Genomic DNA, 12,639 nt, shown 5'->3' on the forward strand with positions numbered 1-12,639 from the left:
CGCCGCGCGGCTCCTGCACCGCGGCCCGCGCGCCGCCCGGGACGGGTCCTACGTTCGTGGCGCGGGCTGCTCCCCCGAGCCGCGGACGATGAGCCGGGTGGGGACGGTGATGGTGTGGGCGCGGGTGCGGTCGCTGTCGAGCCGGGTCAGCGCGGTGGTGGCCGCCGCTCTGCCGAGTTCCTCCGCGTCCTGGGCGACCACCGTCAGAGCCGGTTCGAGGGCCTCGGCCAGTGCCACGTCGTCGAAGGCGACCACGGCGACGTCCTTGCGTCTGCTGCGGGCGAGTTCGGCCACTATGCCCAGTGCCATGATGTTGTTGCCGGCGAACAGCGCGGTGGGCGGGTCGGCCAGAGCGAGGAGCCGGGCGGTCGCCTCCTCGGCGCCCTGCTGGTCATGGGCGTTGGCGACGAGCGAGCGGTCGTGGGCGATGTCGGCCTCTGCCAGTGCGGAGCGGTAGCCGGCCAGACGCTCGCGGCGCGTGTAGAGCTTGACGGGGAGGTCGCCGACGAAGCCGATGCGCCGGTGTCCGTGGGCGATGAGGTGGGCGACGCCGTCGTGGGCTCCGGCACGGTTGGAGCTGACGATGCTGTCCGTGGCCAGCCCGACGCCGGGACGGTCGAGGAAGATGACGGGGAGGCCCGCCGTGCGGTGGGGCTTCAGGTGGGAGTGGTCGGCGCCGACCGACGGAACGACCATCAGGATGCTGACCCGGCGGGCCAGGAACTTGTCGGTCAGGGCGCGTTCGCGGTCGGGGTCGTCCGCGGAGGAGCCCATGAGCAGGGTCAGTCCGCGGTCGCGGACGGTGTCCTCGATGGCGCGGGCCACGGCTCCGAAGAACGGGTTGGCGAGGTCGGGGATGACCAGGCCGATGGTGGTGTCCGGGCCTCCGACGCGGATGTTGCGGGCCATCAGGTTCGGCTGGAAGCCGAGCCTGGCCACCGCGGCCAGTACCTGTTCCCTGGTCTGTGCGGAGGCGGGCCCGTCCTCGTTGAGGACCCGGGAGACCGTCTTGGCGCTGACGCCGACTTCTCGCGCGACGTCGGCCAGGGTGGGGCGGCGATTGGCTGCCATGGAGGAAACAGTCTCCTGAGGGCTCTCGGTTCCGGCCGCGGCCTCGGCCGGAACTGCGAGAGCGGGTTGTGCTGTCAGGTGGCCTGGACACCGGCGGCCTTGGCGGCCTCCGAATCCGCTACGACAGTATCTCCGGCCTCGTCGACGGTGAGTGCGCCGGTCATGATGGCGACGACCTCGGCCATGGAGTAGTCGGAGGGCTTGATCAGGGCGGCGCGCCGGCCGAGGCGGTGGACGTGGATCCGGTCGGCGATCTCGAAGACGTGCGGCATGTTGTGGCTGATGAGGACGACCGGCATGCCCTTGTCGCGGACGCGGCGGATCAGGTCGAGGACCTGGCCGGACTCCTTCACACCGAGGGCGGCGGTGGGTTCGTCCATGACGACGACCGAGCGGGCCCAGGCGACGGCGCGGGCGACGGCCACGGCCTGGCGCTGTCCGCCGGAGAGGGTCTCCACGGCCTGGGTGAGCGAGCGCAGTCCGATCTTCAGATCGGCCATGTGCTCGGCCGCCTCCTGGCGCATGCGCTTCTTGTCCAGCATGCGCAGGGCGCTGCCGAGGACGCCGGGGCGGCGCAGTTCGCGTCCGAGGAACATGTTGGAGGCGATGTCCATGGAGGCGGCCACGGCGAGGTCCTGATAGACCGTCTCGATGCCGTGGGCCTGGGCGCTCTGCGGACCGGAGAACGTGATGGGGCTGCCGTTCAGCCGGACTTCGCCCGCGTCCGGGACGACTGCGCCGGTGAGGGCCTTGATCAGGCTGGTCTTGCCGGCTCCGTTGTCGCCGATGACGGCGAGGACCTCGCCGGGCAGGAGGTCGAAGTCGGCGCCGTCGATGGCGGTGACCTGGCCGTAGCGCTTGACCAGACCGCGGGCCTGCAGCACGGGCGTGGGGGAGGAGGTGGCGCTCATCGGGCCTTCTTCCGGGAGATCTGGTCGACGGTCACCGCGAGGATCACCAGGACGCCGGTGATCAGGGTCTGGTAGATGGAGGCGACGCCCATCAGCTGCAGTCCGTTGCGGAACACGCCGACGATGAGGACACCGATGAAGGTGCCGAGCACCGAGCCGCGTCCGCCGAAGAGGCTGGTGCCGCCGAGGACCACGGCGGTGATGCTGTCGAGGTTGTCGGTCTGTCCGGCCTGCGGGTCGCCCACCCCGGTGCGGGAGATGAGCAGCAGGGCGGCGATGCCGTACAGCAGTCCGGCCACGGTGTAGATGCCGATGGTCAGGCGCGAGGTGCGGATGCCGTTCAGACGGGCGGCCTCGGCGCTGTTGCCCAGCGCGTACACGTGCCGGCCCCAGCCGGTGCTGCTCAGCGCGTAGGCGAGGAGCAGGAACAGGGCGATGGTGACCAGGGAGCCGTAGGTGATGTCCGTGTGACCGAGCGGGAAGGTCTCACCGAGGGCGGTCAGCGGGCCCGGCAGGCTGGTGACCGTCTGCTCCTCGGAGTAGATGTGGGTCAGCGCGAACGCCACGTTGAGCATGCCGAGGGTGACGATGAACGGCGGCAGCGGGATCTTCTGCACGAGCAGTCCGTTGAGCAGCCCGAAGCCGCCGCAGACGGCGAGGCCCAGCGCGATCGCGACGAGCGGCGGGACGGAGCCCTCGGCGGCCATCTTGGCGATCACGATGCTGCCGAAGGCCATCACCGCGCCGCACGACAGGTCGATCCCCGCCGTGAGGATGATCAGGGTCTGCCCGATGGCGAGGGTGCCGACGACCATGACCTGCTGCACGATCAGCGAGAAGTTCCCGCCGGTCAGGAACTGGTCGGTCGAGAAGGAGAAGAAGGCGCAGGCCAGGAGGAGGGCTGCCAGGGGTCCGGTGGTCGGCGCCGTGAGCAGTCTGCGGACCGTGGTCGGTGCTTTGAGCTCCGAGTACGGCGTGGTCGTGGCTGTCATGCGAAGTCCTTGTCGGAAGACAGATGTCCTTGTCGGAGGACGGGGGCGAAGCCCCCGCCGCCGGGACAAGGGGGGCGGTCGTCCGGGGAGGTGGGCCGGCCGCCCCGCTGAAGGGAGTGACGTGTCGTACGGTCCTACGGGGCGGCTCAGCCCCAGCAGTTCTCCAGGCCGTAGGCGGTGTCCTTCGACGCGACCCCGTCCTGTGCCTTGTCGCTGATCAGCGTGACTCCGGTGTCGGTGTAACCGGACGCCTTCTTGCCGTCCTTGGCGTACGTCACGACGGCCTTGACGCCCTCGGCCGCCATCTTCAGCGGGTACTGCTGCGACGTCGCGGCGATCTTGCCGTCCTTGACCGCCTGGGTGCCGGTGCAGCCGCCGTCGACGGAGACGATCAGGACGTCCTTCTCCCGGCCCTTCGCCTTCAGCGCGGTGTACGCGCCCAGCGCCGCCGGTTCGTTGATCGTGTAGACGACGTTGATGTCGGGGGACTTCTGCAGGCAGTTCTCCATCGCGGTCTGGCCCTTGGCCTGGTCGCCCCCGGTGTCCTGGGCGCACACGACGTCCTTGTCGGTGGCGCCGAAGCCCTTCAGGAAACCGTCGTGCCGCTGGACGCCCACGGAGACGCCCGGCGCCAGGTCCAGGGCGGCTATCTTCGCGGTCTTGCCCTTCATGGCGGCCTTGGCGTACTCGCCGATCAGCTGGCCGGCCTTCAGGTTGTCGGTGGCGAAGAGGGCGTCGACCGCGCTCTGCGGATCGGTCGGCGTGTCCAGGGCGATGACCAGAACACCCTTGGCGCGGGCCTTCGCGATCGCGGGCACGATCGCCTTGGAGTCGCTCGGCGTGATCAGGATGCCCTTGACCCCGGCGGCGACCATATTCTCGATGGCGGTGACCTGTCCGGCGTTGTCCCCGTCGAACTTGCCCGCAGCGGTGGACAGTTCGGCACCGTTCTCCTTGGCCGCCTTCTGCGCGCCCTCCTTCATCTTCACGAAGAAGGGGTTGGTGTCGGTCTTGGTGATCAGCCCGACCTTGACCTCGCCCGAGCCGGAGCTCGAGGAGCCCGAGCCGGAGCCGGACCCGCAGGCCGTCAGGGTGAGGGCCGCGACGCCCGTGACCGCGGCGACTCTGAGGAGGGAGGAGGACAGGCGAGTGGTGCGAGACATGATCGACTCCTGTGGGATAGCGGGTGGCACCGGGTAGGGATCAGAGCGTGCCGCCCGGGGGGTGTCATCGTTGACTTATGTCATCGTTGACACTTCCTGGCGAGGATGATGGACTCCGGATCCCGGCAACGTCAATGCCTTCCACCCGTCACAAATCGGCAACGTCCCCAGCCGCCGTCTCCGCGCAGTCGCTCGGTCGCGGTGACGCCGGGTCGCCCCTACCTCCCGCCCGCCCGAGCCGCCCACCGCCGTCACGACCCGATTTCCGTACCGTTCTCCGAGTCGATTCCGAGCCTTTCCCCGCCTTTCCCGAGAGAGAGCAGCCCATGAGCCCGCGTCAGATCACCGTTCTGGGAGAGTGCGTCGCAGACGCCTTCGCGGAACCGGTCAACGCCTCGCCCGAACTCGCTCTGCGGGTGCTGCCGGGCGGCGGACCCGCGAACACGGCAGTGGCGCTGGCCCGGCTCGGCACCCCCGCCCGCTTCCTCGCGCGGCTGTCCGGCGACGTGTTCGGCCGTCTGTTCCGGGCCCGTCTGGAGGAGTCCGGCGTGGATCTGTCGTACGCCGTCTCCGCCGCCGAGCCCAGCACGCTGGCGGTCGCGGAGCTGGACGCCGCCGGTCAGGCCGCCTACTCGTTCCACGCGCAGAACACGGCCGACTGGCAGTGGACGCCCGGCGAACTTGCGGCGGTGGACCTGTCCGGGGCGGCGTGTGTGCACACCGGGTCGCTGGCGCTGGTCCGCGAACCCGGCGGAGCGGTCGTGGAGGAGTTCCTGGCGGCAGCGGCTCCACACGCCACCATCAGCATCGATCCCAACGTCCGGCCGTTGCTCGTGCGCCCCGAGGTCTACCGCGCCCGGCTGCCGCACTGGTGCTCCCTCGCAGACATCCTGCGGCTGAGCGAGGACGACCTGGAGCTGCTGATGCCGGGCGCCGGGCCGGAGCAGGCCTGCGACACCTGGCATGCCGCGGGGGTGCGGCTCGTGGTGATCACGCTCGGCGCCGACGGCGCGCTGGCCTCACTCGACGGTGAACGGCTGCGGGTGCCCGCGGTGACCACCCCGGTGGTCGACACCGTCGGCGCCGGGGACTCCTTCACCGCCGGACTTCTGCACCATCTCGGCGCCCGCGGACTCCTCGGCGGCCGGCTGACCGGTGTCGGTCTCGACGAGGTCGCGGAAGCCTGCCGGTTCGGCGCTCGGGTCGCCGCCCTGACCTGCTCGGTCGCCGGCCCCAATCCGCCGTGGCTGGAGCAGTTGCCGGAGCTTTCGCCCACCGGCGGAGCCTGAGCGTTCCGGCCTACCGGCCGGGCGCGGACCATGCCGAGCCGTTGACGTGCGGGGCGGGCCGCGCTCATCATCGGGCCACCCGATGTCATCGATGACACACGTCGCGACGCCGTGGAACGGCCGGCGCATGCAGCCCGCCGCACCGCACCGCCCATGAGGGACAAGGACACGAGACCGTGAAGAAGACCCTGCTCGCCGAGTTCACCGCCCGCGAAGGAGCGCAGGACGAGGTCGCCCGCCTGATCGGCGACTACGCCCTCGCGGTGCGCGAGGAAGAGGGCAACATCGCCTTCGACGTCTACACCAAGGCGGCCGAGCCGCGCGCCTTCTGGATCTTCGAGGTGTACCGGGACGAGGACGCCTTCCGGGCCCATCTGAACGCCCCGTACGGCGGCCCCTTCAACGCCGCGCTCACTCCGCTGATCGAGGAGACCGCCTCCGTGCTGACCTTCCTCGATCCGTTGGCCTGACGGCGCCGGCGGCGGACCGGCGAGCGGACCGTCGGATCGGCGGATCGGCGGGCCTTCGGGCGGGGGACCGAGGGGCCGTCGGGCGGGACCGACCGTCGCTCGGAGTGCGCGGTGGCGAGGCGAGGACGGCGGATCGGCGCGTGCGTAGTGGGTAATCCCCGTTGCCGACAAGCGGTGCGGGCCGCGATCCTGAGGCCATGAGGTACGTCGTATGCGGCTGAGGCTGCGGCAGTTCAGGCTCCGCACGGGTCCGCACGAGCACCGTGTCGTCCAGCCGTGGGAGCCTTCGCGCCGCATCTCGCTGAGCGCACCCGAGCCCATCGGCGCCCTGTTCGGCGACCAGGAAGGGCTGAGCCGGCTCTCGGGGCTGTTCTCCTTCGCCGCCTGCTCCCGGCACACGATCGTCCACCTGCCGCTGCGCGACTCCCCTCAGCCCGACGAGGGTTTCGGCACGCCGGTCGACCTCGTCCTGGTCCATCACACGCTCGGTCTGCGCGCCGCCAAGTGGCCCGCGCTGCGGCGCAAGTTGGTGCGCGGCACGCCCCTGACCGCCGACACCGACGAAAGCCGAACCGCCAGGGACGCCGCACGGTGGGCGGAACGCGTGAGGCGGGCCGACTTCAGCGGCCGGGTGCGGCACGCCACCCACGCCGGCACCTTCTTCCTGTTCGGGAACCGGGACGTCTTCGCCGCGACCGCGATGGACCTCGCCGAGGCGGCCGGTCGGGGCCCGTGCCAGAAGGGCGTCGCCCAAGGTCACGCGGCGCTGATGACGGCGCTGCCCACACTGGCCCAGGCACCGGGCGGCGGTCACGACGTCGAGGTGCTGGTCCTCTTCAAGCCCCGTCCGCCCCACGCCCACGTCGCACGTCCCGGGAGTTGAGAGCCGGTCGGCGGAGGTCGCCGGGCTCCACGTCGACCATGCCGGAGGCTCCGGAGGCTCCGGAGGTGAGGTATCGGAGGCGAGAGGCCGGAGGGGCAACGGCACGGCGCAGTTCCTCGCGGCACCGGGCCCGCGAGCGTGTCGTCGGCCCGTCCGCTCAGGGCCCCGGCGGTGTGCGAGTCCCCCGGCGCTGGTCGCCGCTGCTGCGGCGCAGCCGGTCGGCGTGGCGGGCCACGTCGTCGACGCGCGCGGCGAGTTCGGGGTGGTCCGGAGCCAGATACGAGCGCGCGCCGGTCAGCGGATCGACGAGGGCGGCCGCGTCGTCCGATGCGAGGGCGGCGGCGAGCTCGACGAGGGGGGTGCCCGCGGCGGCGGGCAGGTCGCCGAGCGCGGTGATCTGCCCGGCGAGCCGGCGCAGATCGGCGGCGTTGGCCCGCGCCCAGGCGGTGACGGTGCGGTCGGCGGCGCGGCGGTCGCGGGTCGCCTGGACGCGTTGCTCGCCCGTCGAGCCGGGGTTGCCGGGGCGAACGCGCAGGTAGCGGCGTTCGGCGGCCTGGCGACTGGAGACGCCGAGGGGGTGCGCGAGGTCCGCCCAGCTGGCGCCCGCCTCCCGGGCCTCCTCGATCAGGCCCGGTTCCCATCCGGCGAGCCGGTCGCGCACTTCGCGGAGCAACAGGAGTGCGGCGAGCGCCTGTTCCGAGCTGGGCCGGGCGGACGCGGACGGCCCGTCCCCGGGCGGCGCCCCGGCCGTGCGCAGCGCCTCGTTGATCGTGTCGAGGGCCGCGGCCGCGAGGAAGGACGCGGGCGTGACGGTGTGCGGGTGGTGGTGATCGTCGGTCATGCCGCCTCCGAGGATGTCGTCATCGTATGGACGACATCTTGCTTGTCATCGTTTAGATGACATGTTACAACGGTGGCAGGTCACCCCGCATTGGCAGCAAGTGCCTGACCCGAACACTGGAGGTGTTTCCCGATGTTGATGCGCACCGACCCGTTCCGCGAGCTCGACCGGCTCACCCAGCAGCTCCTGAACACCACGGGAACGTGGTCGCGCCCGTCGGCGATGCCGATGGACGCCTACCGTGAGGGCGAGGAGTACGTGATCGCCCTCGACCTGCCCGGTGTCTCCCCGGACGCGATCGACATCGACGTCGAGCGGAACATGCTGACCGTCAAGGCCGAGCGACGGCCCGTCGCCAAGGCGGACGACGTGCAGATGGAACTCAGCGAGCGCCCCCTGGGAGTCTTCTCCCGCCAGCTCGTACTGGCGGACACCCTCGACACCGAGCGCATCGAGGCGGACTACGACTCGGGTGTGCTGACCCTGCGCATCCCCATCGCCGAGCGCGCCAAGCCCCGCAAGGTCGCCATCGGCCGCGGCTCCTCGCACCCGCAGATCAGCGGCTGAGCCTCCGCTGCCGGGCGGCATCGGTGGCCGGCGGGCGAGCCGACGGCCACCGATGCCCGAGCACCCCGATCACCCCAGACGAGAAAGGCATCCGCGGCACCGATGATCTCCCTGCAGGAGTCATGCCGGTCCACCGCGGGCATGACGTTCGAGCAGATGCTGGAAAGAGTGCGGTACGAAGGCGCGTATCCGACCCGCGCCCAGGCCGAGGAGTCCGCGTGCGCCGTACTGGCCGCGCTCGGGCGTCAACTCACGGGCGACGAGCGCGTGGCGCTCGCGGCCGCGCTGCCCCACGAGGCGGCCGCCGCCTTCACATCCGGGATTCCCGACGCCGAACGCCTCACCGGCTGGGGCTTCGTCGAGGACCTGGCGTCCCGTACCGGCGGCACGGCGGCCACCACCCGCTGGGACGCCGGCACCGTCCTGCGGGTCGTGGCCCAGCTCGCCGGCGAGGAGTTGCTCGGCCGTGTCCTCGCCCGGCTCCCGTCGGGCTACGCCCTGTTGTTCGGCCGCGCCGAACTCACCCGGGCGGCCTGAACCGGGGGGAAGGGAGGGGGCGTACCGCAACCGCCCCCTCCCCTCCTTCACGGTCAGCCGTTGCCGAGAAGTTTGTTCATGTCGGTGATCTCGGCGGTCTGCGCGGCGACGATGTCGTCGGCCAGGGACGTCGCGGGCGCGTACGCGCCCTTCTTCTTCTCGGCGGTGGCCATGTCCACGGCACCCTTGTGATGGTCGACCATCATCGTGAGGAACATGGCGTCGAAGTCCTTGCCGGACGCCTTCTTGAGGGCGGCCATGTCCGAGGCGGCCATCATGCCGGGCATCCCGGAGCCCGAGTGATCCATGCCGGGCATGGACTCCGCCATGCTGCCGGAGGAGGTGGGGACGTCCTCACCCCAGGACGTCAGCCAGCCGCTCATCGTCCTGATCTCCGGTTCCTGCGCCTTCTCGACACGCGCGGCGAGGGCCTCGACCTGGGCGGAAGACGCCCGGCCGGTGGCCAGTCGCGCCATCTCCAGGGCCTGCCGGTGGTGCGGGATCATGCCCTGCGCGAAGGACACGTCCTGCGCGTTGTGCGCGCCGGCCGCGGCGCCGGCCGACGCCGACGCCGACGCGGAGCCGGCAGCGGCCGTGGAGCCGCTGTCGCTGCCGCTGCTGTCGCCGTCGCCCCCGCAGGCGGCGAGGACGAGTGCGGCGACCGCGGAGGCGGCCGAGACGGCGACGCGACGGGTCAGGGTACGAGTGCTGCGCATGCTGAAACTCCTGTGGGTCGTGCGAAAAAGTGGATCCGGACATGCCGCGGCACGGAGGTTCGCCGTGCCGGCGACGTGGTGCGTGCTGTCTAGATCCGCAGGAGTTGCAGTTCCGCCAGAGAGGGCGGCGCGCGTGCCTCGCCCGGGCCCCGGGTCGCGCACGAGCGTGGGGCGTCGGTGCGCACGGGCACGGCCACCGGGTCGGGAACGAGAGGGGCGAGAGTCGGCGCACCGCTCACCGAAGCCGCCGCGCAGGTGGGATCGGCGTGATGAAGGTGCCCCCCGTCGCACCCTCCGTGGTCTGCGGTGCAGTGCTCGTGCGCGCTGACCACGACGGCCCGCGTGTGCTGCGGCGCGGCATGCTCGCGGACGGCGCCCCCGGGCGCCAGGGCGTGCATGGCCAGGAGACCCGCCAGCAGACCGAACACCAGCAGCGCATACCACCGCCGTACAGGCGTCGGCGCGAGGCGCTGCTTCGGGGTCGTCATCGGGATCATCCTAGGTGAAACGCTGCGGCGGACTCGTCGACGGTGTCAGCCGTGGGTACGGTCGCCGGCCCGTCAGCGTTCACCGCCGGGCCGGCTCACGACGCGCGGCGCGGCGCTCGGAATGCGCGGCGCGGCTCAGGTCGCGCGGCGGATGCGCAGCCAGGGCGCTCGGGCGGCCACCAGCGCACGGATGCGTGAGACGGCCGGTGCCTTGGTGGCGCCCCCGCGGCGGACGTTCAGGGCGCCGTTCTCGGAGCGTTCGGTCTCCCGCAGGTCCGGGCGCCTCAGGAGGTCCTCGGCGCGCGGGTGCCACCGAGGCCGACGTCGTGCAGCTCCCGGTTGTGCGTTCCGCCGCCGCACCGCGCCCGAGCCCCGCCCGCCCCTCGCCGGGCACTCACCCCGGGGGGTCGGTCTCGTGCCGCGGTCCGCCGGGGCCCTCGCACGACGGGCCGGGTTCCCCCGGGCCGAGTCGCACGGTGGTCGTGACCCGGGTGAGGGCGGGAGCGCGCGGCACCGAGCCGAACCCGAACCGCACGGGCGGATCGACCGGGGAGACGACACCGAGGTCGCTTCCCTCGAACGTCGCCGACACCGTGCGGACCGGCCGCAGGTCACGGGCTCCGTACCACTCCCTGCGGACCCCGCCGGCACTGCCACGGGTGCGCACGCCCGGCAGCAGCACGCGGGCGGGGACGTCCGTCAGCGTGGCCCACGCCGGACGACGGGCGAGCGGGCCGGGCACGACGCGCAGCAGGAGACCCAGGAGACCCAGGAGCCCCCGCCGGCCGGTGGTGAAGCGCAGCCGGAGCGGGCCGGCCGCGACGGTCCAGGTGTCACCGTCGACGCTCACGTCGACCGGGACGACGCACACGGTGTCGAAGACATAGGTCCCGCTGACGAAGTCCGCCGTCTCCCGGGTGGGGGCGAACAGCAGCCGTTCTCCGCCGGGACGCTCCATCATGACGTCGCTGAACGCCCCGAACGGCGACCGCGGCCAGTGCCCCAGCACGAGGCGCGTTCCGCGGGACGTGCCCAGGCCCGCGATCCAGCCGTCGAAGCACAGCCGACGACTCCGCCCGGTTCCGGTCGTGGTTCGGGCTCCGGTGCGGGTTCCGGTTCCGGTGCCGGTTCCGCGGAGGATACGGCTCATCGGCTCGACGGCTGCCCGCGTGCCGGACGCCCGCTCCTCGCGCGGCCTCTTCTCGTCGTCATGCCGGTTCTCCCGCCTCCGCAGGCCACACACCCCGGGGACCGGCTACCCCTTTCGGCGTCCGGCCACGCGCCGCAGCAGTGAGGGACGACTCGCCCCGACCGACGGGTGCCGCGGGCACTTGGGGGTACCTGCTGCTCGCCGCGTCCCGAGCCGGTCCGGGCAGTGCGGCTTCCGTCTCCCATGAGCGCCGGCAAGGTGATGACCCATGACCAGTACGCAGGAACGGCCCGAGTCCGCTGCCCCCCGTGCCGGCATCCCCGCCCGGGGGACGCCGCAGGAGCGCGCCGCACGTATACGCCGTCGACTGGAGCGGCTGATCGGCGTCGCGGCGACCGAGGGCAACGCGCTCACCGCCCTGCGCAACGGTGACGAGATCTTCCCGGCGATGCTGGCGGGCATCCGGTCCGCCGAGCACACGGTGGACATGATGACGTTCGTGTACTGGAAGGGGGACATCGCCCGGGACTTCGCGCGGGCACTGGCCGACCGGGCCCGCGCCGGTGTGCGGGTACGACTGCTGCTGGACGGCTTCGGAAGCAGACTGATCGAGAAGGAACTGCTGGCGGAGATGGAGCAGGCCGGCGTACAAGTGGCCTGGTTCCGCAGACCGTTGCTCCTGTCACCGCTGAAGCAGAATCACCGGTGCCACCGCAAGGTCCTCGTCGTCGACGAGCAGACGGCCTTCACCGGCGGGGTCGGCATCGCCGAGGAATGGTGCGGGGACGCCCGCAACGAACACGAATGGCGTGACACCCACGTCGAGGTCCGCGGGCCGGCCGTGGACGGCATAGCCGCCGCCTTCGCGCAGAACTGGGCCGAATGCCACGAGGAACTCTTCGACGAGCGCGACCGGTTCGTCCAGCACCGTCCACAGGGCGAAGCGGTGGTTCAGGTGGTGCGCGGCTCGGCCAGCTTCGGCTGGCAGGACATGCAGACGCTGATCCGGGTCGTGCTGGAGTCGGCGGAGCACCGCTTCCGCCTGGCCACCGCCTACTTCGCACCCGACGAGTACTTCGTCGACCTGCTCTGCGCCACCGCCCGGCGGGGCGTCGAGGTGGAGATCCTGCTGCCCGGACCGCACACCGACAAGCGGGTCTGCCAGCTGGCCGGCCAGCACCACTACCAGGCGCTCACCGCCTGCGGGGTGAAGATCTACCAGTACCAGCCGACGATGATGCACGCGAAGGTCATCACCGTGGACGGCGTCGCCGCCCTGGTCGGCTCCACCAACTTCAACCGCCGCTCCCTGGATCACGACGAGGAGATCATGCTCGCCGTGCTGGACGAGAGCTTCACCGGCACCCTCGACAGCCACTTCGACGACGACGTGCGGGCCGCCACGCTGATCCGGGAGGGGCGGTGGAAGCGGCGCTCCGTGCTGCAGAGGGCGCGAGAGGCGGCCGTCGTGCCCATCCGCCGTTTCCTGTGACACAGCCGCCTGCCGCTTGCCGCCTGCCACTCGTCGGGGTGCCCTGATGGTTCACGGCGCTGATCCCCG

At 71.8% G+C, this 12,639-nt stretch carries 14 protein-coding genes; 6 read left to right on the forward strand and 8 right to left on the reverse strand.

The features are described 5' to 3' along the window. Positions 1-48 precede the first annotated feature (48 nt). From C6376_RS26650 to C6376_RS26665, 4 genes are all read right to left on the reverse strand, one after another. Positions 49-1,071 (reverse strand): LacI family DNA-binding transcriptional regulator, encoded by a 1,023-nt coding sequence (locus tag C6376_RS26650; RefSeq protein WP_107445757.1) that lies wholly within the window; start codon positions 1,069-1,071, stop codon positions 49-51. A 74-nt stretch (positions 1,072-1,145) separates the two neighbouring features. Further along, positions 1,146-1,982, reverse strand: a complete 837-nt coding sequence (locus tag C6376_RS26655) for an ATP-binding cassette domain-containing protein (protein WP_107445758.1) — start codon at positions 1,980-1,982, stop codon at positions 1,146-1,148. Continuing rightward, a complete protein-coding gene (locus C6376_RS26660) occupies positions 1,979-2,974 on the reverse strand; it encodes an ABC transporter permease (RefSeq protein WP_107445759.1) in 996 nt (331 codons plus the stop codon). Before C6376_RS26660 ends, C6376_RS26655 begins: the two co-directional genes overlap by 4 nt. A 146-nt stretch (positions 2,975-3,120) precedes the next feature. Further along, positions 3,121-4,137 carry a sugar ABC transporter substrate-binding protein gene (locus tag C6376_RS26665; protein WP_107445760.1) on the reverse strand — a complete coding sequence of 339 codons (1,017 nt, stop codon included), beginning with the start codon at positions 4,135-4,137 and terminating at the stop codon, positions 3,121-3,123. A gap of 326 nt (positions 4,138-4,463) precedes the next feature. On the opposite strand from C6376_RS26665, the gene C6376_RS26670 reads away from it, so the two are divergent. The 3 genes from C6376_RS26670 to C6376_RS26680 all read left to right on the forward strand — a co-directional run bounded on the left by C6376_RS26670 (position 4,464) and on the right by C6376_RS26680 (position 6,779). Continuing rightward, complete coding sequence (locus C6376_RS26670; protein WP_107445761.1) at positions 4,464-5,426, forward strand: carbohydrate kinase; 963 nt, start codon at positions 4,464-4,466, stop codon at positions 5,424-5,426. Positions 5,427-5,602: 176 nt separating this feature from the next. Next, positions 5,603-5,896: a putative quinol monooxygenase gene (locus tag C6376_RS26675; RefSeq protein WP_107445762.1), complete on the forward strand. Its 294-nt coding sequence runs from the start codon at positions 5,603-5,605 to the stop codon at positions 5,894-5,896. Between the two features lie 211 nt (positions 5,897-6,107). Beyond that, positions 6,108-6,779, forward strand: a complete 672-nt coding sequence (locus C6376_RS26680; protein WP_107445763.1) for a hypothetical protein — start codon at positions 6,108-6,110, stop codon at positions 6,777-6,779. A gap of 157 nt (positions 6,780-6,936) precedes the next feature. Here the strand turns inward: C6376_RS26680 and C6376_RS26685 are convergent, their stop codons facing one another. After that, positions 6,937-7,620: a type III effector protein gene (locus C6376_RS26685; protein WP_107445764.1), complete on the reverse strand. Its 684-nt coding sequence runs from the start codon at positions 7,618-7,620 to the stop codon at positions 6,937-6,939. Between the two features lie 132 nt (positions 7,621-7,752). Between C6376_RS26685 and C6376_RS26690 the strand changes: the two genes are divergently transcribed. Both C6376_RS26690 and C6376_RS26695 read left to right on the forward strand, forming a co-directional pair. Beyond that, positions 7,753-8,187 (forward strand): Hsp20/alpha crystallin family protein, encoded by a 435-nt coding sequence (locus tag C6376_RS26690; protein WP_107445765.1) that lies wholly within the window; start codon positions 7,753-7,755, stop codon positions 8,185-8,187. A 102-nt stretch (positions 8,188-8,289) separates the two neighbouring features. Next, a complete protein-coding gene (locus C6376_RS26695; protein WP_107445766.1) occupies positions 8,290-8,724 on the forward strand; it encodes a DUF2267 domain-containing protein in 435 nt (144 codons plus the stop codon). Between the two features lie 53 nt (positions 8,725-8,777). Here C6376_RS26695 and C6376_RS26700 read toward each other — a convergent pair whose 3' ends face one another. From C6376_RS26700 to C6376_RS26715, 3 genes are all read right to left on the reverse strand, one after another. Further along, on the reverse strand, positions 8,778-9,440 hold the full coding sequence (locus C6376_RS26700; RefSeq protein ID WP_107445767.1) for a DUF305 domain-containing protein: 663 nt from the start codon (positions 9,438-9,440) through the stop codon (positions 8,778-8,780). 89 nt (positions 9,441-9,529) lie between these two features. Next, the gene (locus C6376_RS26705; protein ID WP_173985737.1) at positions 9,530-9,928 is read right to left on the reverse strand and encodes a DUF6153 family protein; all 399 of its coding nucleotides are present in this window, start codon (positions 9,926-9,928) and stop codon (positions 9,530-9,532) included. Between the two features lie 394 nt (positions 9,929-10,322). After that, entirely contained in the window at positions 10,323-11,078 is a 756-nt protein-coding gene (locus C6376_RS26715) for a hypothetical protein (RefSeq protein WP_254076057.1), read from the reverse strand. Positions 11,079-11,346: 268 nt separating this feature from the next. On the opposite strand from C6376_RS26715, the gene C6376_RS26720 reads away from it, so the two are divergent. Continuing rightward, positions 11,347-12,570 carry a phosphatidylserine/phosphatidylglycerophosphate/cardiolipin synthase family protein gene (locus C6376_RS26720; protein WP_107445768.1) on the forward strand — a complete coding sequence of 408 codons (1,224 nt, stop codon included), beginning with the start codon at positions 11,347-11,349 and terminating at the stop codon, positions 12,568-12,570. Positions 12,571-12,639: the final 69 nt, after the last annotated feature.

Origin of the sequence: Streptomyces sp. P3, assembly GCF_003032475.1 — a bacterium.
Taxonomy (GTDB): Bacteria; Actinomycetota; Actinomycetes; order Streptomycetales; family Streptomycetaceae; genus Streptomyces.